This window comes from Rhodococcus triatomae (genome assembly GCF_014217785.1).
Lineage (GTDB): Bacteria > Actinomycetota > Actinomycetes > Mycobacteriales > Mycobacteriaceae > Rhodococcus_F > Rhodococcus_F triatomae.
Genome location: NZ_CP048814.1, coordinates 2,073,368 through 2,097,407, shown reverse-complemented (window position 1 = coordinate 2,097,407; position 24,040 = coordinate 2,073,368). Strand labels below are relative to the sequence as shown.

The following is a 24,040-nucleotide window of genomic DNA, read 5'->3' as shown; positions in this document are numbered from 1 at the left end:
CGTCGGTTCGGTGGTGGTCGTCGTCGGCTCGGTCGTCGTGGTCGTCGGCTCGGTCGTGGTGGTGACCGGAGGCGGCGTCGTGGTGACCGGAGGTGGCGGCGGCAGTTGCGTCGTCGGTTCCGGGACGAACGTGGTCGTCGGCGGCGCCGTGGTGAGCGTGGGCAGCGAGGTGGTCACCGGTCGACGGGTCGGTTCCTGGGAGCCGCCGGAGTCGAGCAGGATCAGCCCGCCGGCGATGAGCGTGGCCAGCACCAGCAGACCGGCGGCCGCCCACGCGACGGCCTTCTGGCCGCTGGTGAGGCCGCGCCGGTCGTCGGGGTCGTCCTCGAGCGGAAGGCCGGTGTCCGGGCCCGTGTACGCCGCCTGTGAGGGCGGGAGCACCTGGGTCTGGCCGGTCATCGGCGGCGGGGGCAGCACGCGTGCGGTGGCCCCGCTGGTCGATCCGGGCATCGGGGGACGGCGTCCTGCGCGCACCGCGGAGACCGCATCGGCGAACTCGCCGCCGTCCGCGTAGCGGGCGGCCGGATCCTTCGCGATGGTGATGTCGACCAGTTCCCGGATGTGTGGGGGGCAGGTCGTCCGGCAGCGGTGCGGGGGCTTCCCGGACGTGCTTCATCGCCACGGTCAGAGCGCCGTCGCCGACGAACGGGCGGCGGCCGGACAGCGCCTCGTACCCGACGATCCCGAGCGAGTACACGTCGCTGGCGGCCGTCGCGTCCTGGCCCAGGGCCTGTTCCGGGGCGATGTACTGGGCGGTGCCCATCACCATTCCGGTGCGGGTCACCGGCGAGTTCTCCAGCGCCTTCGCGATGCCGAAGTCGGTGATCTTCACCTGCCCGGTCGGCGTGACGAGGATGTTGCCGGGCTTGACGTCCCGGTGCACCACACCCGCATCGTGCGCGACCTGCAACGCGCGCCCGGTCTGTTCGAGCATGTCCAGCGTGTAGGGCACGGCCAGGCGGCCGACGCGGGCGAGGACGGCGTTGAGTGGCTCGCCGTTGACCAGTTCCATCACCAGGTAGGCGGTGGAGTCGCCCGCCGAATCCCGGGTCTCGCCGTAGTCGTAGACCCCGGCGATGCCCGGGTGGTTGAGCTTGGCGGTGGTACGGGCCTCCATCCGGAAGCGTTCGAGGAACTCCGGGTCCGAGGAGAACTCGGACTTGAGGACCTTCACCGCGACCCGCCGGCCCAGCCGGTTGTCGTCGGCCTCCCACACCTGGCCCATGCCGCCGGTCGCGATGAGCCGGATCAGGCGGTACCGATCGGCGATGAGTGCTCCGTTGTTCAGTGCCATGATCAGCCCCCTTGCAATCCGGCTGCGATGACGGCGCGGCCGATCGGCGCCGCGACCGAGCCTCCGGTGGCGGCGAGCGCGCGGTCGCCACCGTCCTCGACGATGACGGCGATGGCCACGGTCGGGTTCTGGGCGGGCGCGAAACCGATGTACCACGCGTGCGGCGGTGTGTTGCGCGGGTCGGCGCCGTGCTCGGCCGTACCCGTCTTGGAGGCGATCTGCACGCCCGGGATCTGGCCCTCACCGCCGGTCTGGTTCTCGGAACCGATCATCAGGTCGGTCAGTGTCGCGGCAACCTCCGGGGTGAGCGACTGGCCTTCGGACACCGGCTGCGCGGTGTCCAGCGTGGACAGGTCAGGTGCCTGCAACTCCGACACCAGCTGCGGCTGCATCCGGACCCCGCCGTTGGCGACGGTCGCCGCGATCATCGCGTTCTGCAGCGGGGTGAGCGCCACGTCGCGCTGGCCGATGCTGCTCTGGCCCAGTGCGGCGTCGTCCGGGATGGAGCCGACGGTGCTGTCGGCGACCGGGAACGGCACGCCGCCGAACTCACTACCGACACCGAGTGCCTGCGACTGGTCCTTCAGCGCGTCCGCGCCCGTGCCCACGCCCATCTCCACGAACGCGGTGTTGCAGGAACGGGCGAACGCCTCCCGCAGCGAGGCCGTCGGGCCGTCACCGCAGGCGGAGCCGTTGTAGTTCTCCAGCGTCGTCGACGTGTTCGGCAGCGTGATCTGCGGGGACGCGGTGAACTGGTCGTCCGGGGTGGTGCCCGCGGCCAGCGCCGCCGCGGTGGTGACGACCTTGAACGTCGAGCCCGGCGGGTAGGTCTGGGAGACGGCGCGGTTGAGCAGCGGGTTGTCCGGGTCGGCGTTGAGGTCTTCCCACGCCTGGGTGGTGAAGCTGCCGTCGTGGCCGGACAGCGCGTTGGGGTCGTAGCTGGGCGTGCTCACCATGGTGAGGATGCGGCCGGTGCTGGGCTCGATGGCCACCACCGAGCCGGAGTATCCCCGGGAGGTCAGCTGGTCGTAGGCGACCTGCTGCATCGTCGGGTCGAGCGTGGTGATGACATTGCCACCGCGGGGGTCGCGGCCGGAGAACAGGTCGGAGAAGCGGCGGCCGAACAGCCGGTTGTCCGAGCCGTTGAGGATGGTGTCCTCGGCACGTTCGAGGCCGGTGCTGCCGTACTGCATCGAATAGAAGCCGGTGACCGGGGCGTACGCGTACGGGCTCGACGGCGCCGCCGGATTCTCCGGGTAGGTGCGCAGGTACTTGTAGCGGTCCTCGGTGGCGACCGAGGCGGCCAGCACCTGTCCGGCGGCGGAGATCTGGCCACGCTGACGCGAGTACTCGTCGAGCAGCACCCGGGAGTTGCGCGGATCGGCGCGCAGGCTGTCGGCCTTGATGACCTGGACGTAGGTCGCGTTGGCGAGCAGGGCGACGACCAGGAGCATCACGGCCATCGAGACCCGGCGGAGTGGTGTGTTCATGGGCGCTGCACCATCTCGGTCGGTGCGTCGGAGATCGGTGCCGGCGCCTTGCGTTTGGGTGTGGCCGGGCGCCGGGCGGCGTCGGAGATCTTGATGAGGATCGCGACGAGCAGGTAGTTCGCGAGCAGCGACGATCCGCCGTACGACATGAACGGCGTGGTCAGGCCGGTGAGCGGGATCAGTTTCGTGACCCCGCCGACGACGACGAAGATCTGGATCGCGATGGTGAACGACAGGCCGGCGGCGAGCAGTTTGCCGAAGCTGTCACGCACCGCGAGCGCCGTGCGCATGCCGCGGACGATCAGGATGAGGAACAGCATGAGGATCGCGGCCAGGCCGATGAGGCCGAGTTCCTCGCCGATGGTCGCGGTGATGAAGTCGGTCTTGGCGAACGGCACCTGCGACGGCCGTCCACTGCCCAACCCGGTGCCGGCGAGACCGCCGGTGGCGAGGCCGAACAGCGACTGCGAGATCTGGTAGCCGGTGTTGTTGTAGTCGCCGAACGGGTCGATCCAGGTGTGCACGCGCACCCGGACGTGGCCGAACATCTGGTAGGCGAAGAAGAAGCCGACGGCGAGCAGACCACCGCCGATGACGAGCCAGCCGACGCGTTCGGTGGCGATGTAGATCATCACCAGCACGGTCCCGAACAGCAGCAGCGACGTGCCCAGATCCTTCTCGAACACGAGCACGCCCACCGACACGATCCAGGCGGCGAGGATCGGGCCGAGGTCGCGGGCACGGGGCAGGTCCATGCCGAGGACGTGCTTGCCTGCGATGGTGAACAGGTCGCGCTTCTGCACCAGCACCGAGGCGAAGAAGATGATGAGCAGGATCTTCGCGAACTCGCCGGGCTGGATGCTGAAGCCGGGCAGGCGGATCCAGATCTTGGCGCCGTTGACCTCGGAGTACGCCGACGGCAGCAGGGCGGGGATGGCGAGGAACACGAGACCGGCCAGGCCGAGCGTGTAGCTGTAGCGGGCGAGCAGGCGGTAGTCCTGCAGCAGCACCAGGATCGCGACGAAGCCGCCGATCGCGAGGGTCGTCCACAACACCTGCTGGGTGGCGTCCGGGGACGGGACGGGCAGCCCGAACGCGAGGGCGGACTGCTCGTCCGCGAGGTCGAGGCGATGGATCAGGACCAGGCCGAGCCCGTTGAGCAGCGCCACGATCGGCAGGATCAGCGGGTCTGCGAACGGCGCGAACCGGCGCACGGCGAGGTGCGCGAGGAGGAACAGGCCGGTGTAGGCGAGTGCGTACTTCGCCAGATCCCAGGTGATCGACTGTTCCTGGCTGGCCTCGACCAGCAGCAGGGACAGGGTGGTGACCACGACGGCGAACCCGAGCAGGAGGAGCTCGGTGTTGCGTCGCGTGGACGGTATCGGCGCGGGAGCGAACCCGCCCGGCGGGCTGGGGAACTGCTGCGCGCCCGGCGCGGAGGGAGAGACGGACATCAGCCGGCCGTCCTGCAGTTCTGACCCGGAACCTGGGTCGGTGTCGTGGTCGGCGCCGGTTGCGTCTGCTCCTCGGCGGGTGCCTCGCCCGGTGCGGCCTCGCCGGGTGCCGGTTCGGCTGGTGGCTCGGCGGGCGGCGCCTCGGGCGCGGGTGCCGGCTCGGGGGCCGGGGTGGGCTCTGCCGTCGGTTCGGGTTCGGGCTCGCACACCGGCAGCAGGTCGTTGTCGGCCAGGCGGGACATCTGTTCCCGGGCGTCGTCGAGGTTGCCGGAGGGGAGCCCGGCCCGGACCTGGGCGCGTGCGGACGGCTGCAGGTCGTCCACCATGAGGACGGTGCACCCGGACGGCAGCTGGTCGGGGGAGACCAGGGTCAACGAGCCGGAATCGGAGACGCAGCCCACCAGGTCGGGTTCCTGCAGTGGATAGCCGAGCACCGAGCCCTGGACGCCCTGCAGGACGGTGACGCGATCTTGGTCGGCGCCGACGTAGTAGCTGCCCCGGATCACGGTGCGGCCGACCACCGCGCCGACGGCGAGCACCGCGATGAGGCCGAGGGCGAGCAGCACCCACCACAGCCGGCGGCGCTTCTTGGTGGGCGGTGCCTCCTCGGCCTGCGGAATGACCCGCTTGGGGGTGGCGCGCGGGGGCCGCATCGCGGCGGCCCGCCCGGCGGCGGTGTTGGGCGGGGGAGTGTCTTCCTCCTCGTCCGTGGAGGCGGCGCCCGCGACGATCGGGTGGCTCTGCCCGTAGTCCAGGTCGATGACGTCGGCGACGACGACGGTGACGTTGTCCGGGCCGCCACTGCGCAGCGCGAGTTCGATGAGCCGGTCCGCGCACTCGTCCTCGGAGCCCTCGCGCATCGTGTTCTCGATGGTCTCGTCGCTGACGACGTCGGAGAGCCCGTCCGAGCAGAGCAGGTAGCGGTCCCCGGCCCGCGCCTCGCGCATGGTGAGGGTGGGCTCGATCTCGTTGCCGGTGAGCGCCCGCATGATGAGCGAACGCTGCGGGTGGGTGTGCGCCTGCTCGGCGGTGATCCGCCCCTCGTCGACGAGGGACTGGACGAACGTGTCGTCCCGGGTGATCTGGGTGAGGGCGTCGTCGCGGAGCAGGTAGGCCCGGGAGTCGCCGATGTGGACCAGGCCGAGCTTGGTGCCGGCGAACAGGATCGCGGTGAGCGTGGTGCCCATCCCGTCCAGTTCGGGATCTTCCTCGACGTGCTCGGCGATGCTGTCGTTGCCGGCGCGGGTGGCCCGCTCGAGCTTGCCGAGCAGATCCTCGCCGGGCTCGTCGTCGTCCAGGTGGGCGAGCGCCGCGATCATCAGCTGCGAGGCGACCTCGCCCGCGGCATGGCCGCCCATCCCGTCGGCGAGGGCGAGGAGGCGGGCGCCGGCGTACACCGAGTCCTCGTTGTTGGAACGAACCAGGCCGCGGTCGCTGCGCGCCGCGTAGCGGAGGACGAGGGTCACGGGCGCAGCTCGATTACCGTCTTACCGACTCGTACCGGCGTACCGAGCGGCACCCGGACGGCGGTGGTGACCTTGGCGCGGTCCAGGTAGGTGCCGTTGGTGGAGCCGAGGTCCTCCACGTACCAGTCGCTGCCGCGTGGGGAGATGCGAGCGTGCCGGGTGGAGGCGTAGTCGTCGGTGAGCACCAGCGTGGAGTCGTCGGCCCGGCCGATGAGAACCGGCTGGGTGCTGAGCGGTATGCGGGTGCCGGCCAGTGCGCCCTGCGTGACCACCAGGTTCTTGGCGGTCTTGGCGCGGCCGAGCGAGGGCAGGACGGCTCCCACCGCGGCGCTGCGTGAGTAGCGCGGCGGAACGCGCAGGCCGGAGCCGGCGTAGATGTCGCTGCGCAGCGTGCGGAGCACCGTCCACACGAACAGCCACAGCAGGAGCAGGAAGCCTGCGCGGGTGAGTTGCAGTATCAACCCCTGCACGGACGTCCACCTCCTTGTCGTTGCCGGTCGACGGTCGTCGGCCGACCGTCGTACCGCCAGCATCGTGCTGGCAGCATCATAGGGGCAACCCGCCCCAGCGATCAGGATACGGACCGAGAGCGACACGGCGAACGATGCAGGTCGTGCGCGGTGTCACGTCGGACCGTAGAGGAGATCGGGGGCGGTCGCGATTTGCTACGGAAAGGTGCCGGGAATGTGACCGATCAGACGATGCGGACGAGGATCTCCGAGTGGCCGGCGCGGATGATGTCGCCGTCCGCGAGCTGCCAGTCCTGGACCGGTGCGCCGTTGACCGTCGTCCCGTTGGTGGAGCCGAGGTCCGAGAGCATCGCCACCTGACCGTCCCAGCGGATGTCGATGTGACGACGCGAGACGCCGGTGTCCGGAAGCCGGAACTGGGCGTCCTGGCCGCGGCCGATGATGTTGCTTCCCTCACGCAGCTGGAAGTGGCGGCCGCTGCCGTCCTCGAGCTGCAGGGTCGCGGTGAACGCGTGACCGGTGGCGTAACCCTGGTCGTACCCGCCCTGGTCGTAGCCGGGCTGCTGGTCGTACCCCTGCTGGTAGCCACCCTGGTCATAACCGCCGGCGTACCCCTGCTGCGGGTAGGCCTGCTGGTAGCCGCCCTGGTCGTAGCCCTGCTGGTACCCGGCCTCGGCGTACCGAGGCTGCCCGGCGGGCTGCTGCTCGTACCCCTGGTCGTAGCCCTGCGGCTGCTGGTAGCCACCTTGGTCCGGGTAGTCGTAGCCGGGCTGCTGGGGCTGGTCGTAGCCCTGCTGGTAGCCCTGGTCGTAGTTGCCACCCTGCTCGTACCCGGCGGGCTGGTTTCCGTACCCGGCCTGGTCGTAGTAGCCGCCCTGATCCTGGCCGGGCGGGTAGGCGCCGCCGCCACGCTGGTCGTAGCCGCCGCGGTAGTCGGCCGCGCCGCGGTCGTAGCCGTTCTGGTAGCCGCCCGGTGCGGCGTACCCCTGATCCTGACCCGCGTGGGCGTGACCGTTGCGCGCGTACTGCGGGTCCGGCGTGCGGTCGCCCGCGGGTTCGCGGCTGGGGTCGTAGCCTGAGTTCTGCGTCATGGGGCCAGCTCCTGGGTTCGACGGTCCTTGTTGAGAGGGGAATGGGGGGTTCGCCGGGGCGGCGGGGGGTTGTGGGGGTTGCGGCCGGGCGGGAGCCGGGGGCCGGGGCGGACGTCCCGCGTCGGGGTCGACCGCGCCGCGGGTCCGGAACTGCCCGGTGTGCAGAGACGGCGACGGCTCCAGCGAGACCTGCACCGGGCCGTACGTCTGCCATCCCTGATCACGGATGTAGTCCTCGAGGTGGCGGGCGAATGCCTTGACCGTGAGTTCCCGGTCGGCCGCGAGGGCGTCGTGATCGGAGTTGTTGATCGTGATGACGTAACTGTTGGCCGCGAGCAGATGACCGCCGTCGAGTTCGCGGACCTGGTCCGACGCCTCCTGCTGGAGCGCTGCCTCGACTTCCTGAGGGACGACACCCCCGCCGAACACGCGCGCGAAGGCGTCACCGACGGCGCCCTGGAGCTTGCGCTCGAAGCGCTGAACGATCCCCATCGGACCCTCCTCTCGGTGCCGCTAGTCGTGTCGTGCCGACCGGTTGCATTCGTCCCACGGTACTGTGCTCGTCTGAACTGTCGATACCGGTCCGCGTATCTGCATGATATCCGTCTTCCCGCCGACGGGCCCTTTCCTCGGGTATCCTTGCCCTGACCTGCACGAATCGCGAAGCGCGGAAGCGCTGTGTTAGTGTTTCCGGCGTTGCTCGGGCGAGTGGCGGAATGGCAGACGCGCTGGCTTCAGGTGCCAGTGTCCTTCGGGACGTGGGGGTTCAAGTCCCCCTTCGCCCACCACATGGTGGTTCTTCTCAGAACTGCAACAGACGAGGTCACGTGCTTTGGCGCGTGGCCTCGTTTTCGTTGTGGACGGCGTCGGCAGGGTCCTTGTGGCGCCGAAGGATCTCTCGCACCGCCCGGAGCTTCGTGCACCCCCTGTGGCTACCAAATCGGGGAGCGCGAAGCCGGGAGGGGTGCGAGGGCCGGCGGATGGGTCGAACAGCCTTCGAGGCCGGACCGAATCAACTGACGGCGTCATCCGCGCAGGTTCCGGGCGATCCGCGCAGTGTGCAGCGTTCGCATATGACTGCAACCTGCGCGAGCTCAGATCGAGACGTCTCCCAGCAACGGGTGAGACCCTGCCGCGGTGTGCGTCGGCGTCACGGATAGCGCGCGAGTTCGAGGTGATACGACCCTAAGCTTGTCACGACACAGACATGGCGCAGTCGCATGCCTGTCAGCCCGCGGCGACTCGGCCTGAGTCGGTAGCGCAGCCCGTACGTTGCAGAGCACTTCCATCAGACCGCAGCCTCCGCTTCGTCACCAGTATCCATTCTCACCCCCAACCAACTCGGTCGATGATGTCGCGGAGAAGTGGCAGGGCCTGTCACGTACCGAGGTGGTTGCGTCCATGACGATGGTGTAAGAGCCGGATCAGGACGTCACCGGCGTGTCGTAGCCGGAAAGTAGGCGGTCATCGCGTGATTCTTCGAGAGAGCTACCAACTCGACTCGACGAAAGAGCACGCGATGACCACTGCCCACGATATCGACCTGGACCAGTTCCTGACCGATCGCCTCACCGACGCCAGCCCCGACCTGCTGCGCAGCCTGCTGTCCACGTTCATCGACGCGCTGATGGGCGCCGAGGCCGACAGCCTGTGCGGCGCCGGTTTTGGTGAACGCTCCGAGGACCGCACCAACAGCCGGAACGGTTACCGCCACCGGGACTTCGACACCCGCGCCGGAACCCTCGACATCGCGATCCCCAAGCTGCGTCAGGGCTCGTACTTTCCTGATTGGTTACTGCAGCGCCGCAAGCGTGCCGAGCGGGCCCTGACGTCGGTGGTGGCCACCTGCTACCTGCTCGGGGTCTCGACCCGACGGATGGAGAAACTCGTCGACTCGCTCGGCATCACCAGCCTGTCGAAATCCCAGGTGTCGGTGATGGCGAAGGACCTCGACACCCAGGTGGAGGCGTTCCGCAGCCGCCCGCTCGACGCCGGCCCGTACACGTTCGTCGCCGCCGACGCCCTCGTCCTGAAGGTCCGCGAGAACGGCCGGGTGGTGAACGTGCACGCCCTGGTCGCGGTCGGAGTGAACGCCGAGGGTTACCGCGAGATCCTGGGAATCGAGGTGACCTCCGCCGAGGACGGGGCCGGTTGGTTGGCTTTCTTCCGGTCGCTGGTCGCCCGCGGCCTGTCCGGAGTGCGGTTGGTGACCTCCGACGCCCACGCCGGCCTCGTGTCGGCGATCGGCGCCACCCTGCCCGGGGCCGCTTGGCAGAGGTGCCGGACGCATTATTCGACCAATCTCATGTCCCAGACACCGAAGAACTCGTGGCCCTGGGTGCGTGCGCTCCTGCACTCCGTCTACGACCAGCCGGACGCCGATTCTGTTCATGCTCAATATGATCGGGTGATCGACGCCTTGTCGGAGAAGCTCCCAACGGTAGCCGATCATCTCGACTCCGCGCGGGCAGACCTCCTCGCCTTCACGGCCTTCCCGAAGCAGATCTGGCGGCAGATCTGGTCGAACAATCCTCAGGAACGGCTCAACAAGGAGATCCGGCGCAGAACCGACGTGGTCGGGATCTTCCCCGATCGCACCGCCCTGATTCGGCTCGTCGGCGCGGTACTCGCCGAGCAGCATGACGAGTGGATCGAAGGCCGCCGCTACCTCGGCCTCGACGTGCTGACTCGGTCCCGCGGCACCCACGAACCTACCGAGGAGGTGACGCCGGCGGCTCTGACCGCATAACCCCACGAGGAGTCACGCGACGACCGTCGTACACCACGCCCTGGGACTTGACCACCGAGGTTTCCTCGGTCACCGGCGTGCGCTCGAAAAGATGGGGCGCGGGCACTACCGAAATTTGAACGACACGCCCAGTCGAATACGGGACCTCGACGGAGCACACCTCGGGTCGACGCCAACGCGATCAACTTGACGACCGGGTGCGTGAGTCAAGGTCGCAGTGCCTCCATCGTTGGTTGAACCGAAAGGACTCAGCGTGAAGAGGATCGACATGACGTTCGAACCCCACTTGCACCCCAAACTTTCCCGCTTCGTTTCTAGCCCCACCTTGCCGCACCGGCGTCGTATCCAAGCCTCCACCGAAAGGCCCTACTTCATGTTCACTTGCTGAACTGCAAGGGTCCAATCCGTCGAATACTTCGGAAGGCACTGGTTCTGTCAGGGTCTCGCGCGACGCACCCGGATCTAGGCGATGCTCGTCCATGCTGCATCCGACTCGTCCGTCGCTTGTGAGCATCTGGCAACAACAATGGGCCCAAGGGTAGAGCTGCCAGCTTCCGATTCATTACGATCCTCTGCTCCGGTCAAGGTGGTACGGCTATTCTGAATGACGGAGAGCAACCTGGTCGGACGAGCCGGAAGCTACCCGAGCTTGACGAACTCCGTTGCGGCGATGCGTTGGAAGTGAGGGTGGCTTTCCAGATCGCGCACTGCGCGCATGCCGGGCGCCGGCGCCGCGCAGATGTAGTCCCAGTCTCCGATGAGGTACAGGGTGCGTTGCGCTCGGGTGATGCCGACATTGAGGAGCTTCGCAGCGGAGACGTTGCGCTGAGCGCCGGCAAGGTCGGCGCCGACGATCCACCGGTCGCGTGCGGAGTCTTGCATCAGGTCGAAGACGACCACCTGGAACTGGCGGCCTTGGAACTTGTGCGAGGTACCAGCATCGACGCCAAGTCGTTCGTCCCTGGCCAGTTTTTGAGCGGCCAAGGCGTGTTCGCGATATGGGCATACCAAGCCGATTGCGGCACCGTCACCTCCATGCTTGTCGTGGACAGCTCTGAGCAGCTCGAGTCCGAGCGGGTGCTTCCATGACGAGCCGACTCGTCGGAGTCCTTCACCGGGGTGTCCGGCAGTGTCGAGGAATATCACGTGTGGTGGGGACGGTGTTGCAGTCCAATGGGATTCGAGAAGGCCGTCGTAACAGAACTGGTTGACGATCCCTGCGATGACGGGAGGGTAACGGTACTGCGTACGGAGGGCGACACAGCGGGGGTGAGACTCTGCCGTCGATCGACTAGTGATTCCGTGGAGGCCGAAGATGTCACCGGTCTGCCAACGCCGTCGGCGCAGATCGTCGGCGGTGATCGCATCGTCGACGTTGGAGATCGGTTCGTTCTGGAGGAAGTCGCCGACGTAGACGAGGGTGGTGTCGGCTTTCGCGCCGGCATAGGTCAGGTGGGGGATACCGGCGGAGGCGGCCTCATCGATGATGACGACGTCGAATCGTCGCCGCACCAACTCTGATGCCGTGGTCAGACCGGCGAGAGTGCAGGCCAGGACTGGAGCCGTTTCGAGTAGCTGTCGACGAGTGTTGGCGAACTCGTCCCTCAGCCGCGCTCGCTCCGCATCCAGGTCGTCCGCGCGACGGTCGAGGTCGATGACCTCAGCGGCTAAGTGGTCGCGACGCATGACGAGCTCGAAGACCTCGTTCTCGGTAGCCTTGGACAGAAGGTCATCGTCGTGCTCGGTGGTGACCTCGCTGATTGCGTGATCGACCTCGGCGAGATCGGTGGTGATCGTTGCTGCGGCGACATCGCCACGCCTGATGGCGGTGTGGAGGCTCTGTGCGTGGTTGCGCAGGTCCGAGGCTCTCCTCGCGGCTTCGTGTGTTGCGAAGTGGGCTGCTTGCGCAGCGCGCAGCGCGCGCTGGGTCTCCTCCATAGCATGATGTGCGTGAGGGAGTCGCGCAGCGATTGTGTGCTTCTGGGATAGCAGTTCCGCCTCATTGGCCTGGGCATGTTCGACGGATTGTCGAGATGCTTTGCGCCGGGAAAAGATTCTGGTTCGGGGAGTGTTTGCCGCGGCAACTCGGACCGCCGTCGCCTGGGCCAGAGCAGCGTCGATGGTGAACGTGGCCTGCTGAAGCTGGTGGAAACTGTGGTACGCCTGCTCCGCTGTGTTACGTGCGGCGTGCGCTCTTGCTGCAGCATCTGCCAGGTTGCGATCGACGTCGCCGAGTTCGGCGAGTTCGGCAAGAATCTGTCCGTGCCGCGTGAGCAGGTCGGTGCGGTCCGTGGCGAGAGTCTCCGCCTCACCGCTGAGCTGCTGCCGATGTTGCTGAAGATCGCGGAGTTGAACTGCGGCATCGACATCGAAACCGAGATCGCCGATCTGATCCAGCACTGACTCGAGAGCCGATCGCGCCGGCGCGTCCCGCAATGCCGCGGCAGCATCATCGATTGCTTTCATCCGCTGGTCTCGGTTGGTCAGAGCTGCCGCCGCCTTGTCCAGGGTCAACCAATCGTGGGCGGCGACCTCGCTGCCGATCTTGTCGGCTGAGCCGACTCGCACTATCTGGCCGGGGCCCTTGACCGTTTTCGCGACGTCGGCGACCACATTGTCGACTGCGACGTGGGTGTGGGAAGCGATCAGCACGGAGCGGCCGTGGGCGAGAGCGTCGGACACTGCGGCGACGATGACCTTCGTCTTCCCTGTCCCCGGAGGCCCCCAGACCAGGGCGCCGCCAGGCTGTGTCATCGCGGAAAAAGCTTGCGCCTGCGGTGGGTTGAGGCCGACAGGTTCCGATCGCGGCGATAGCACCGGATCCGGCTTCCACATGTTCTCGAGCTGAGGGGCGCGGGTGCAGGCAATGAGGGCCTCGCGCAGCTGAAGCAGAAGCTGTAACTCCATGTCGTCGCTGTAGGCGGCGTGCACTGCAGTGACCGATCCCAGCGCCTCGGACGCGCCCATGATGTCGAACACAAGTTTCCATGGTTTTGGCTTCTCGATGATGGTGACATTCGCACGCTGCGGATCTGACGAGCCGGCGGTGTCTGCATCGACGAGGAACCACCGAGCCCGTTCCCACCCTCCAGCGGGCCGTTGCCCCGAGACGTCGACTGTCAGCTTCCGCCAGTGGGGCGAGAACCGCACTGGCTTGCGTGTCGCGGTGGTCAAGACCACCTTCGCGAGGCTCTGCTCGATCAGGTCGTCGACAGCGTCAAGTGTCTCGCCCTTGATCCACTGCCACGTTGCGGCCCCGGTTGCGGGAGCGACCCTTTGTGTTGATGTCCCCTCCATCACATTCGCCACCCTTTCAGACGCGGGTGTGCTTTGCCACCGCGCGCCTCGGTCCTGCGTAGAATCACGCCGAGAAGTATCCGGCACGGAGCCTTTGATCGGCTGCCCCGGTTGAGAGTTCACACCGCAGTTCTGAATGCTCCCAATAGAACTTCAGTATGGAAAGCAGCACCTCAGGTTCCAGACTGTACGCGTGCGCAGGAATATCGAGAACGCGCCGCTTTTCCCGTAGCCCAACGAGTTTTCGCAAGGGACTCGCCGGCTCGACGAACTTGGTCGATACCTTGATGACGGGTGACTCCGCCATCTCGAACGGGATGACCAGCCGGATGTCATCCCACTTCGCAGTCCTGCAAGCGCCGAGGCTCGCGTACTCGATCCCTTCTGGAACAACCGCCAGGTACATACCTCTCGCTGCGCCGCGAAACAAGACACCCAGTGAAACGCTCGAGAACAAGACCATCAGGGTGGCCCCGCCGACTGCCAGGAACTCCCGGAGCCCCCAGCCGAACTCGAGGACGTGGTTGATTCGCGCTGTCAAGAGCGCGATGAAACTTGTGGCGACGAAGGTCGCTGTAACTGTAATGCTCGCCCAGAGACCTCTGGGGAAGTCGAACCTCATCCCTCCGGTATCAATAGAATGATCCGGGCGGTTGCTCCGTGTGCGCACGAGCCCGTAGCGACAGGCGAGCATCGCGGAAAAGGCAGTCGCTGAGAAGGCTGCCATGCATACGAACATCGAGTAGTCGTCGTTCGCACGATAGTCGAAGGACATCCAGACGCCGCCGATAGCGGCTGCAACAAGGAAAGCCTCCAAGGCAATGCTCGGCTTGCGGCGCACCTTCTTCCATTCGGAAATCTGTGGTGCTCCCGCGCCGGTGCCGTTTCCGAGCACTTCAGTCCAATCTGTTCAAATGGCGTTTCCAGGACATAGCCGCCTGCCTGGCCGGCTATAGTCGGCCGAATCCATCCGCTAGGAGGGCCATTCGCTGGCGGGCACCCTCGCTGATGTCGCGGCCTCGATCGGCGACCGATCCGAACGCGGTGCCGGGGAATGCGGTCAGCAGACTGTCCACCGAACTACCCGGGGTCGAGTCCCCGATTTTGTCGGCCGCACTGTCCACGAATCCTGCAAACGCCCTGAGAACGTCCGGATCGACCTTCATCGTCACTGCTCAACCCCCTGGAGATCCCACCCCGAATCAGACACACCGTACCGCAGGACAGAACGATGGCCGAGGAAACTCACTGGCACCCCGCCGCCGCCGTCCGGTACACCTGGATTCGAGCCCAGCCCCTATGCCAGGAGCACGATGAGCCACATCCTCATGTCCACCGCCGCCGCGCACGGCCACATCCATCCGAACTTGCCGGTGATGGCCGAGCTGGTCGCTCGCGGACACCGCGTCACCTATCCCGTCCCGGATCGTTTCGCCGACGCAGTGGCCGCCACCGGAGCCACCGTGCTGCCGATCCACACGGATCTGCCCGACCCGGCGAAGGGTGAGCAGTGGCCGGAGGGCGGGATCGAGGCGATGCAGCTGTTCTCGGACGAAGCCCGCAGCGCCTACGCACAGATCACCGCCGCGCTCGGCGACGACCTGCCCGACGTCGTCTGCTACGACGGCAGCGGCTGGGCGGGGCACGCCCTGTCCCGCGTCCGCGGCATCCCGCGGGTCGAGCTGGCACCGCACATGGTCGCCTGGGACACCTTCGAAGAGGACTTCGCCGAGGCCTACGAGTGTCTCGAGGAACCCGAAGGGCTGATCTGGCAGGCCGAGATGGACGGCTGGCTCGCCGAAGCCGGCGTACCTCTGAACAGCAAGGAGTTCCTCGGGCCCCCGGACCGCTCGGTGGTGCTGATCCCGGAAGCCATGCAGCCCCATCGTGATCGGGTCGATTCCGACCGCTACACGTTCATCGGCCCTGTGATCGACGACCGCTCGCACCAGGGCACGTGGCCGAAGCCGGACCGCCCGCTGCTGCTCGTCTCACTCGGCTCGGCGTACAACGACCGCCCGGACTTCTGGCGGGATTGCATCGCCGCGATGCACGGCACCGGCTGGCTCACCGTGCTCGCGGTCGGCCCGCACGTGCAGCCCGCCGACCTCGGCGAGATTCCCGACGACATCGTCGTGCAGGAGTGGGTGCCGCAGCTCGCGATCCTCGAACACGCATCGGCATTCGTCACCCACGCCGGGATGGGCGGGTGCTCGGAGGGGCTCTGGCACGGCGTCCCGATGGTCGCCGTCCCGCAGGCGGCGGATCAGTTCGTCAACGGCCCGCGACTCGCCGAGATCGGCGTGGGAGAGCTCCTGCCGGCCGAGGACGTCACCCCGGAATCGCTGCGCGCGGCCGTGCTGCGGGTCGCGTCGTCGGAGGACGTCGCTCGACGCTGTGCCGAGGAGAAGGCCGTTGCCCGGTCCGCCGGAGGGGCCCAGGCCGCTGCCGACCTGATCGAAGCACTCGTCGACCGCGATCGTGAACACCGGTCGCCGGACGTGTGACGCCGGCGCGGTCCATGTGACGGATCCTCAGCTTCCCTCCCGATAACTGAGCCGACGCAACGCCACCTCGGCAGGCCCGCGCATCCCTCGTCGTCGCATGAGGTCGGCGAGAACCACCGTGGCCAGCCACACCGCGACCCCGAGCGGTACGGCGGCGGCTGGGGAGGTCAGTTGCAGGTGGAAGGTGTACGAGGCAAACAGCACCGCCCACACCACCGACTGCGCCAGATAGAAGGTCAGTGACCGTTGGCCGAGGGCCGCGAGGGCAGTCGTCACCGGGCCTTCCCGCCCTGCCAGGCGCACCGCGATCAGGGCGATGAGGGCCGCGTAGCCGAGCCCGGCAGCGTAGCCGGTCACCTGGTGGAGCCCCGCGGAAACGAGTGCATCCAACGCGGAATAGCTCTCCCACACACCGGTTTTCCCCAGCGCAAACGGGAGTCCGCCCAGCACGCCCACCGAGATCCCGGCGACGGCGGCGAAACGGAGCAGCCGCAGGTGCTGCGCCGGTTCCTCCAGCAGCCGGTGGCGGGCCGCCAGGATCCCGAGGAGGAACGGGGTGACGGTGCTGATGAACATCGCCACCCCCATGATGCCGAACATCGTGACACGGAAGAGAAGCTCGTCCAGGAAGCCCTCCGGCATCGGTGGACGACCGCTCTCACCGGTCATCACCTCATCCGCGGCGATCACCGCCTGGATGATCGCGCCGAACGGCAACCATGCCAGCGCCAGCAGCACCAGCGTCCGGTCGCGGAACCGCAGAACTCCCACGAACACCAGAGCCACCAGCCCGTACACCGCCAGAATGTCGCCGAGGAACAGCAGCAGCACGTGCAACAGGCCGAACACGATCAGCCAGCGCGCCCGGCGCCGCAGCAGTGAACGCACCCACGGCCACTCGTGACCCTGCTCGATCCGGCGCCGGTAGATCTGCGCCAGGCCGTAGCCGAACAGCGCCGCGAACATCGGATAGCCGCGGAAGTCGACGAACATCACGGTGCCCGCAGTCGCGACCCGGTCCGCGGCAGTGTGCGCCGCGTCGTCGCCACCGATGAATGTGGCGAACAGGTGTGCATGGGCGAGCGCGATGACGAGGAGCATGACCCCGCGAGCGAGGTCGGGGGCGAGGACGCGCTGGGCGACGGGGACGGGCCCGGCGGCCACGCGGGCCGGGTGGGCTTCGGCACCGCGGGGCGGGCCGTGGGCGTCGGTATGGGCCATGACGATCTCCAAACGGTGTGGACGTCAGCTGGGGGATGTGTACACCATAAACACGTGAGAGCGTCCTTGTGAACTGCAATTTCAGAGGAAAATTCGCACCCCAGCACTAGTGCACTCGAGGCAATCGCCTTGCTACGCCGCTTGTTTCGCGGGTATGCGAGGGCGAGGCCAGCACGCGGCCTCACCGCGCACGTGCACTAGTACACTCGGGGTTCGGACTGGATCGGAGAGCATGATGGCAACACCTTCGGGGTCGGAACTTCCGCCCTACGCGCGTGTCGTCGCCGACATCCGCGCGCGGATCACCGCGGGCGAACTCGAACCGGGCGCCCGCGCCCCGTCCACTCGCGAGATCACCAGAGAGTGGGGAGTGGCCATGGCCACCGCCACGAAGGCACTCGCCGCGCTACGCCAGGAGGGGCTGGTCGAGGCCGTGCGCGGGGTGGGAACGGTGGTCCGGGGCGTTCCCGGATCGGCTGCGCGGCATCCGCGTGAGCCGAAGAGGCGGACGACAGCCGTCGCCGACGGCGGCCACACCGGCGACACCGGGCTGAACCGCGACGTCATCGTCCAGGCCGCGATCGCCGTCGCCGACGCGGAGGGCATCGACGGACTGTCCATGCGCCGGGTGTCCACCGAACTCCGGGTCAGCGCCATGGCGCTGTACCGGCACGTCACCGGTAAGGAGGATCTGGTGACGGAGATGATCGACAAGATCTACCGGGACGCGGCTCTCCCCGAGCCCCGGCCCGAGGGGTGGCGAGAGGCCCTCGAGTTGGCGATGCGGTGGGAGTGGGCGATCTACCGGCGACATCCGTGGGCGATCCGGCTGACGCCGGTCTCCGGGCCGGTGCTCTCGCCCGGTCTCATGGCCAATGCCGAGTGGATGATGAGTGTGATTGCCGACCAAGGGCATTCGTCGGAAACGGCGCTCGAGGTGGTGACCATCCTGTCCGCGTACACGTCGGGCATGGCCGTGCAGGCCGGGCAGGCGGTGGTGGAGGAAGGCGAACTGGGTCTGGGCGCCGAGCAGTGGTGGAAATCCCGGGCAGACGAGTTCGCGCGCTTCGCCGCCGGCGGTGACTACCCCGTGATGTTCGCCGTGACATCCCCGCCCGACGTCGAGACGATCTTCACCCTCGGCATGACCCACCTGCTGGACGGGCTCACGCCGCTGATCGCCCCGGACTCAGGTCACGGTTTCGCCAACGCGTCACGAATCTGATTCGGGCGACTCCCGCATCTTCTCCTCGGTGTCTCGCGCCGATAGTGTCGAAAGTGTCGGGATCGTCGGGGACCTCGAGAGGAATGCCATGTCCAGATCACTATTTCCCCTTCGCCTGGCCGCCGTGTGCGCACTGGGCGGCGCGGCCGCGCTCGTGGGTTCGGCAACGGTGACGGCCGCCCCCATCGATTTCCAGCCGATTCCGTTGGAGTGCGAGGCAGGCCTCGCATCCGTGCTCTCGGTGACCCACGACGAGGAAGCCGCGGTCGGCGGCGACGAGGTGCTCTACGTCGTCAGCGAACCCGGCGGCGGAGGCGCCTGGGTGACGTGGCTGAACCTCGATACCGGGGTGTGGAGCAACGAGACCCTCGTGTCGACCCAGGAGCTGTGGGGTGCTCCCGCTGCGCTCTCCTCGCCGCAGGCGGGCACCGTGGTGGCCGCGGTATGGGGGCCGCACGAGAACGCCGCCGGCGAACAGTGCTTCCTCCTGCCGGGAGTCGACATCGCTCAGGTACCGGGAGTGGCCCCGGTCGAGAATTGAGTCACCGTGACACGCCTGTCGGATCGGCGGTGATCCGCCATCCGGCAGCGTCGTGCTGATGCCGCCAGAACTCGGCGAAACGTCCTTCCGCCGCGAGCAACTCGTCCACGGTGCCGTCCTCGACGATGCGTCCGCCGTCGAGGAACAGCACACGGTCGGCTCCCGCGATGGTCGACAGGCGATGGGTGACGACGATGCGTGTGCGACGTCGGGGGTCGTCGGTGATGGCGTCGACCACCGCGGCCTCGTTCTCGGCGTCGAGCGCGCTGGTGCCCTCGTCGACGAGCAGCACCGCCGACGGCTTCAACAGTGCCCGGGCGATCGAGACGCGTTGACGTTCCCCACCGGACAGTGCCCCGCCGGCTTCACCGACCACGGTGTCCAGCCCGGCGGGCAGACGGCCCGCGAAATCCTGCACCCGCGCGAGCCGAAGCACCGAATCGACCTGCTCGGCGTCGGCGCCGGGATTACCCGCGCGCACGTTCTCCCGGATGTTTCCGGCGAACAGGTACGGCTGCTGGAACACGACACTGGTGTCCGCGCTCCGCTCCGACGGATCGAGCGCGGCACGATCGACCCCACCCACGAGGACGCTGCCGGATGTCGGTTCCTCGAGCCCCGCGACCAGTGCGAGGAGGGTGCTCTTGCCGGATCCGGACGGGCCGACGACGGCGGTGGTGCGTCCGGATTCGAATACGAGGTCGAGACCTTCGAGAACCGTTGTTCCCCCGGAAGAATCGTCATCCGAAGAACTGTCGTCCTCGTACCGGAAGTGGACACCCCGGAACTCCACGGAGGAGTCTCTGCCGGCGGTGTCCGGGCGGTCGTCGAACCGCGCCCGACCCGGCGCGTCCAGCACGGCGCGGATGTCACGCAGGGCGGCGCGTGTCGTCGCGGTGGCCGGTGCCAGGTCCCCGAGCGCGGCGAACGGCTCGAGATAGCGGACGACGACGACGATCAACGCGATGGCCTCGGGGACACCGATCGTGCCGCGCACGGCGAGCCACGTGGTGGTCCCGGCGAGCGCGAGCAGGACCAACTGGCTGGCCAGGCTGAACAGCACCTGGCCGGGTACGTGTAGCGCCAGCAACCGCAATGTGGCGCCGTGCTGGGCCGCCACCGCGGCACCGGCCTGGCTGCGTGCCGGTTCGACCCGCCGGGCCGCCCGCAGCGCGGCCTGGGTGCGGGCGAACTCCAGAACCCGCTCCGTGAGTGCACTGTTGGACTCGGCGGCCACGGCACCCGCACGCCGGGTGAGCTTCTCGGTCGCCCACAGCGCCCCGAGGAGCAACGGCACCGCCACGAGAGCGACGACGCCGAGCTGCCACGCGATGGGGAGCAACGCCAGCCCGATCACGATCGGCAGCAACACGGCCTGGATCAGCGGGGTCACCAGATAGCCGACGAGCCCCACCAGATCCGGGCCGGTGGTGGCGATGGCGCGGCGCGCCGTAGCCGAATTGTCCGCAGTGAACCACCGGAGAGGAGTCCGCGCCACCTGTGCGGCGATGTCACGTTGGGCATGGTCGAGGATCGCGAATCCGAGATCGAATCCGATGCGCGAGGCGATCGAGTCCACGATCCATCCTGCTGCGACGACACCGGTGAGGACCGCCACCCACGGCCATGCCCCGGCCGGGTCTTCGCCGAAGAGTGCGGACACCAGCGGAACCACCAGCACGACGGCGACCGCACGCAGCAGTGTCGAGGCCACGGTCAGCGTGAGGTAGCCGGTCACCCGGCCACGGTGCTCGTCCGGGAGCAGGCTCAGCAGGGTGCGCGTCATCGGACGGACTCCTTCGTGTCGGCGAGGGTGACGGCGCCGGCCTCCCACAGCTGCCGGTAGCGCCCGTCTTCGGCGAGTAGCTGTTCGTGCGTGCCGGTCTGGCTCACCCGCCCGCCGTCGAGGACGACGATCTTGTCGGCACCGGTGACGGTGCGCAGCCGGTGGGCGATCACGAGGACGGTGCGCCCGGCCGCCAGCCGGTCGATCGCCTGCTGTACCAGGTATTCCGATTCCGGGTCGGCGAAAGCCGTGGCCTCGTCGAGGATCAGCACGGGGGTGTCGGCGAGCAGCGCCCGGGCGATGGTGAGACGCTGGCGTTCACCGCCGGACAGGGAGATCCCGGCACCGAGGACCGTGTCGTAACCCTGTGGAAGCCGCAGGATGCGCTCGTGGATCTGCGCGTCGCGCGCCGCCTGCTCCACCGCGGCTTCGGACGCGTCGGGCACGGCGAGCGCGATGTTCTCCCGGACCGTGCCGTGCACCAGCTGCGCGTCCTGGAACACGAAGCCGACCTGCGTGTACAGCTCGTCCGGGGTCAGTGCGGCGAGGTCCCGGCCACCGATGCGGATCGCTCCGGAATCGACGTCGTGGAAACGCGCCAGCAGCTCGGCCAACGTCGACTTCCCGGCTCCGGACGGCCCGACCAGTGCGGTGATCGTGCCGGGTTCGAGTGTGAGCGAGACACTTTCGATGACCGGCGCTCCCGGCCGGTACCCGAACGTCACGTCGTCGAACACGACTCGACCCGCGCCGTCCCTCGATGTCGGCTCCTGCGAGAGCGGACTCGCGGCCCCCTGCACCGCGAGTTCGGTCTCGTCGAGCGCGACCTGGATGTTGCGGGCGGCGAGACGGCCCTCGCGCAGACCGGACAGGCCGTACCCGATGCCGAGGAGCCGGGCCCCGAAGGTGGTGCCCAGGAACAGGAACGGCAGCAGATCCACCGGGTCGAGGCGGCCGGAGGCCACCAGCGCGGTGCCGACGACCGCGATCAGCCACAGGAACGTGACCGGCCGAGTGATGAGGTCCATCGCGGACTTCTTGCCCACGAACGGTCGCTGCCACTCGTCGAGGAAGCGGATGTAGTCGTCCAGGCTGCGCCGGAACGGCGACGCCGCGGAACCGCCGAAGACCCGGATCACCGGCTGGCCGTCCAGGTACGACGCAGCCTCCGAGTTCATCCGCTCGACCCAGCGCTGCGACTGCATGATCTTGGGACCGGACTGCGCCATCATCGTCGCCAGGGTGATCGCGTAGGCGAGGACCGGGACGAGCAGTACCAGGCCCAGCCGCCAATCCACCCAGAACAGGTAGCCGAGCACCGCGAGGGGAGCGACTGCGGCGGCCACCGCGTCGGTGACCGCGTGGGTGACCAGGTAGTGCAGCGACAGCGTGTCGCCGGAGACCAGCTTGTTGATCTGTCCCGAACTGCGGGCCGTGAACCAGCCCAACGGCAGCCGCGCGAGTTTGGTCAGCAGACGGCCGCGCAGATCGCGTCCGAAGCGGGCATCGACGGTGTGCAACCACCACTGCAACGCGGATTCCAGGACGGTGCCGAGCGCGAGCAATCCGAGGGCCCACCCTCCGAGCGTCCACAGCGTCGAGGTCTCGCTCCCGGACAGCAGGTTCCGGGCGAGCTCCACCAGCAGCACGTACGGGGCGAGTTGGACCAGGGTGACGAATACCTGGAGAATCCCGGCCACCCACAGCTTCGGTCGCAGCGGGGTGAGCAGGCGGCTGCCCGCCTGCGAGCGCCAGCTGCCTCGCCGGGGTGCCGCGGCCGGTACGGAGGCAGGCGCCGGATCGGCTGGTGTGTCGGCCGGCGCCCCTGCGGCAGGTTCCGTCGTTACCCGGGGGTCTTCCACCTCGGCTGCCGGAGCGGTGATCGTCGCGGTGTCCGCACGCTCCACCCCATCCCGCTGCTTGCCCATGGCGCGGCCGTGCACCCAGTACGCCTGCGCGTACACCTCGGGTTTGGGGAACCCGAACTCGTCCTTGAGGCGAGCGCGGATGTGCTTGAGCGACTTCGACTCCGGTCCCGCCCAGGCGTACCAGTTCGACCAGTCGCGCACCTCGAGAGCGTCGGCAAGTGCGGTCTCCGACGTGCGCGGTACCCAGTGCACCCGCACGCGAGGGTGCTCGGTGAGCGGGATGAGCATGTCGTCCTCGTGATGCTTCTCCAGGTACAACTCGACATCCACGGTGTGCGGCACGGCGACGAGGATGGAGTTGATTGCCGGGATCGAGGCGGTGTCACCGATAAGCAGGTATCCCGCAGGCAGTTCGTCGGTGATCGCGAAGCCCTTCGAGCCGAAGGACGTCACCTCGACCGTTTCGCCTCCGCGGACCTCCCGTGCCCATGTGGACGCCGGGCCGCTGGGTTCGTGCAGCACGAAATCCACGGCGAAGCGGCCGGTCTCGGGCTCCGCCTCGGCGATGGTGTAGCCGCGCTGAAACTCCGACTCGGTGCCGTCCGGATCCGGGAACCAGAACCGCAACCAGGCGGTGGGTTCGATCGTGATCTCGTCGAAGAGGGTGGGCGAGCTCAGCCACACTCGCTGCATCCGCGGTGTCGTCCGCTCGGTGCCGACCACCGTGGCGGTGTGGTACCGGGCACCGAACCCGCGGAGCACCGCGCCTTGGAAACCTCTGCGTGCCATCATCGTCCGTCCTCCGATCGGGGGAGTAGTTCGTCCAGCACCGCAGCGACCGGGCGATGGGGTGGGGCCGCGGCGACGAGACCGCCGATCGCTGCCCTCAGCGTTGCCTTGGTGTAGTCCTCCGGGGTGACCGTGGGTAGCTCGGCGTGTGCGGGGCCCAGAACGGGATCCTCGGCCAGCGCTCGGATCACCGCGTCGACCTCGCGCTGGTACCCCACGGGATCGGCGGCGGCCGCGGGGCGTTCCTCGGCCACGATGAAGCCGATGGTGAGGGAGGCGACTGCGCCGGACATCGTGACCGCACCGGCGGGGGAGTAGCCCCGCGCCGTCAGCGCCCGCATCTCGGCCGTGAGCAGGGCGCGCCCGGACGCCCCGCGGGGGAACAGCACCTGGAGGTAGGAGGCCAGCCCGGGCCGTTCCAGCGCGAAGGCACGCAGCTGCAGCGCGAACGACAGCAGGTGCCGTTCGACGTCGTCGGCCGGGTCGTCGTGGAGCTCGAGGTCCGCGAGCAGGCTCTCGCCCACCAGCCGCTCGAGCTCCCAGCGTCCGTCGATGTGCCGGTAGAGCGCAGGCGTGGAGACGCCCAACTCGGTGGCGACGGCGGTGAGGCTCAACCGAGCCATGCCCAGACCACGACCCACCCGGACGATGTCGTCGATACGCACGCCGGTGGACCGTCCGTCGGTCCGGGTACGTTTCGCCATTGATCTCTCCGAACTGAGGTTATCGCCGTCAAGCTTTGGGGAGCCTACACAAAGTTAAAGGGGTTAACCAGAGCGTCGATCAGCCACG

Annotated in this window: 15 protein-coding genes, 1 tRNA gene and 1 pseudogene; 5 read left to right on the top strand and 12 right to left on the bottom strand. The window is 68.0% G+C overall.

Going from position 1 to position 24,040, the window contains the following annotated elements; genetic code table 11:
• Positions 1-661 precede the first annotated feature (661 nt).
• From G4H71_RS22890 to G4H71_RS09815, 6 genes and pseudogenes are all read right to left on the bottom strand, one after another.
• Positions 662-1,225, bottom strand: a pseudogene (locus tag G4H71_RS22890) (serine/threonine-protein kinase); the annotation flags it as partial.
• 71 nt (positions 1,226-1,296) lie between these two features.
• A complete protein-coding gene (locus G4H71_RS09835) occupies positions 1,297-2,784 on the bottom strand; it encodes a peptidoglycan D,D-transpeptidase FtsI family protein (protein WP_072739747.1) in 1,488 nt (495 codons plus the stop codon).
• Complete coding sequence (locus tag G4H71_RS09830; protein WP_072739748.1) at positions 2,781-4,238, bottom strand: FtsW/RodA/SpoVE family cell cycle protein; 1,458 nt, start codon at positions 4,236-4,238, stop codon at positions 2,781-2,783. Before G4H71_RS09830 ends, G4H71_RS09835 begins: the two co-directional genes overlap by 4 nt.
• A complete protein-coding gene (locus tag G4H71_RS09825) occupies positions 4,238-5,704 on the bottom strand; it encodes a PP2C family serine/threonine-protein phosphatase (protein ID WP_072739749.1) in 1,467 nt (488 codons plus the stop codon). The genes G4H71_RS09830 and G4H71_RS09825 overlap by 1 nt, the downstream gene beginning before the upstream one ends.
• The gene (locus G4H71_RS09820; protein ID WP_072739750.1) at positions 5,701-6,174 is read right to left on the bottom strand and encodes an FHA domain-containing protein FhaB/FipA; all 474 of its coding nucleotides are present in this window, start codon (positions 6,172-6,174) and stop codon (positions 5,701-5,703) included. Before G4H71_RS09820 ends, G4H71_RS09825 begins: the two co-directional genes overlap by 4 nt.
• Before the next feature lie 224 nt (positions 6,175-6,398).
• Entirely contained in the window at positions 6,399-7,757 is a 1,359-nt protein-coding gene (locus tag G4H71_RS09815; RefSeq protein ID WP_072739751.1) for an FHA domain-containing protein, read from the bottom strand.
• A gap of 210 nt (positions 7,758-7,967) precedes the next feature.
• Here G4H71_RS09815 and G4H71_RS09810 point away from each other — a divergent pair.
• Positions 7,968-8,053 (top strand) — tRNA-Leu (locus G4H71_RS09810).
• 731 nt (positions 8,054-8,784) lie between these two features.
• Positions 8,785-10,014, top strand: coding sequence for an IS256 family transposase (locus G4H71_RS09805; protein ID WP_072740403.1), 1,230 nt, complete (start codon positions 8,785-8,787; stop codon positions 10,012-10,014).
• 639 nt (positions 10,015-10,653) lie between these two features.
• On the opposite strand, the gene G4H71_RS09800 is transcribed toward G4H71_RS09805, so the two are convergent.
• Positions 10,654-13,311: a DEAD/DEAH box helicase gene (locus G4H71_RS09800; protein ID WP_246442983.1), complete on the bottom strand. Its 2,658-nt coding sequence runs from the start codon at positions 13,309-13,311 to the stop codon at positions 10,654-10,656.
• Positions 13,312-13,375: 64 nt separating this feature from the next.
• Entirely contained in the window at positions 13,376-14,206 is an 831-nt protein-coding gene (locus G4H71_RS09795; protein ID WP_139183366.1) for a hypothetical protein, read from the bottom strand.
• Positions 14,207-14,624: 418 nt separating this feature from the next.
• Here G4H71_RS09795 and G4H71_RS09790 point away from each other — a divergent pair, with 418 nt between their 5' ends.
• The gene (locus tag G4H71_RS09790; RefSeq protein WP_072740261.1) at positions 14,625-15,818 is read left to right on the top strand and encodes a macrolide family glycosyltransferase; all 1,194 of its coding nucleotides are present in this window, start codon (positions 14,625-14,627) and stop codon (positions 15,816-15,818) included.
• A 27-nt stretch (positions 15,819-15,845) separates the two neighbouring features.
• On the opposite strand, the gene G4H71_RS09785 is transcribed toward G4H71_RS09790, so the two are convergent.
• On the bottom strand, positions 15,846-17,039 hold the full coding sequence (locus G4H71_RS09785; RefSeq protein ID WP_217631345.1) for a DUF418 domain-containing protein: 1,194 nt from the start codon (positions 17,037-17,039) through the stop codon (positions 15,846-15,848).
• A 232-nt stretch (positions 17,040-17,271) separates the two neighbouring features.
• On the opposite strand from G4H71_RS09785, the gene G4H71_RS09780 reads away from it, so the two are divergent.
• Positions 17,272-18,264 carry a GntR family transcriptional regulator gene (locus G4H71_RS09780; RefSeq protein WP_072740259.1) on the top strand — a complete coding sequence of 331 codons (993 nt, stop codon included), beginning with the start codon at positions 17,272-17,274 and terminating at the stop codon, positions 18,262-18,264.
• Between the two features lie 88 nt (positions 18,265-18,352).
• Entirely contained in the window at positions 18,353-18,805 is a 453-nt protein-coding gene (locus tag G4H71_RS09775; RefSeq protein WP_072740258.1) for a hypothetical protein, read from the top strand.
• Position 18,806: 1 nt separating this feature from the next.
• Here G4H71_RS09775 and G4H71_RS09770 read toward each other — a convergent pair whose 3' ends face one another.
• Genes G4H71_RS09770 through G4H71_RS09760 form a run of 3 tightly spaced genes read right to left on the bottom strand, consistent with a single transcriptional unit; the run spans position 18,807 to position 23,952 of the window.
• Entirely contained in the window at positions 18,807-20,591 is a 1,785-nt protein-coding gene (locus G4H71_RS09770) for an ABC transporter ATP-binding protein (RefSeq protein ID WP_072740257.1), read from the bottom strand.
• On the bottom strand, positions 20,588-23,251 hold the full coding sequence (locus G4H71_RS09765) for an ABC transporter ATP-binding protein/permease (protein WP_281392605.1): 2,664 nt from the start codon (positions 23,249-23,251) through the stop codon (positions 20,588-20,590). The genes G4H71_RS09770 and G4H71_RS09765 overlap by 4 nt, the downstream gene beginning before the upstream one ends.
• Positions 23,248-23,952 (bottom strand): TetR/AcrR family transcriptional regulator, encoded by a 705-nt coding sequence (locus G4H71_RS09760; protein WP_072740255.1) that lies wholly within the window; start codon positions 23,950-23,952, stop codon positions 23,248-23,250. Before G4H71_RS09760 ends, G4H71_RS09765 begins: the two co-directional genes overlap by 4 nt.
• Positions 23,953-24,040 lie beyond the last annotated feature (88 nt).

Excerpts from the sequence above, each read along its gene's own strand:
- G4H71_RS09835 (WP_072739747.1), bottom strand. The coding sequence starts at position 2,784 with ATGAACACACCACTCCGCCGGGTCTCGATGGCCGTGATGCTCCTGGTC.
- G4H71_RS09830 (WP_072739748.1), bottom strand. The coding sequence starts at position 4,238 with ATGTCCGTCTCTCCCTCCGCGCCGGGCGCGCAGCAGTTCCCCAGCCCG.
- G4H71_RS09815 (WP_072739751.1), bottom strand. The coding sequence starts at position 7,757 with ATGGGGATCGTTCAGCGCTTCGAGCGCAAGCTCCAGGGCGCCGTCGGT.
- G4H71_RS09805 (WP_072740403.1), top strand. The coding sequence starts at position 8,785 with ATGACCACTGCCCACGATATCGACCTGGACCAGTTCCTGACCGATCGC.
- G4H71_RS09800 (WP_246442983.1), bottom strand. The coding sequence starts at position 13,311 with ATGGAGGGGACATCAACACAAAGGGTCGCTCCCGCAACCGGGGCCGCA.
- G4H71_RS09790 (WP_072740261.1), top strand. The coding sequence starts at position 14,625 with ATGAGCCACATCCTCATGTCCACCGCCGCCGCGCACGGCCACATCCAT.
- G4H71_RS09785 (WP_217631345.1), bottom strand. The coding sequence starts at position 17,039 with ATGGCCCATACCGACGCCCACGGCCCGCCCCGCGGTGCCGAAGCCCAC.
- G4H71_RS09780 (WP_072740259.1), top strand. The coding sequence starts at position 17,272 with ATGATGGCAACACCTTCGGGGTCGGAACTTCCGCCCTACGCGCGTGTC.
- G4H71_RS09775 (WP_072740258.1), top strand. The coding sequence starts at position 18,353 with ATGTCCAGATCACTATTTCCCCTTCGCCTGGCCGCCGTGTGCGCACTG.
- G4H71_RS09770 (WP_072740257.1), bottom strand. The coding sequence starts at position 20,591 with ATGACGCGCACCCTGCTGAGCCTGCTCCCGGACGAGCACCGTGGCCGG.
- G4H71_RS09765 (WP_281392605.1), bottom strand. The coding sequence starts at position 23,251 with ATGATGGCACGCAGAGGTTTCCAAGGCGCGGTGCTCCGCGGGTTCGGT.
- G4H71_RS09760 (WP_072740255.1), bottom strand. The coding sequence starts at position 23,952 with ATGGCGAAACGTACCCGGACCGACGGACGGTCCACCGGCGTGCGTATC.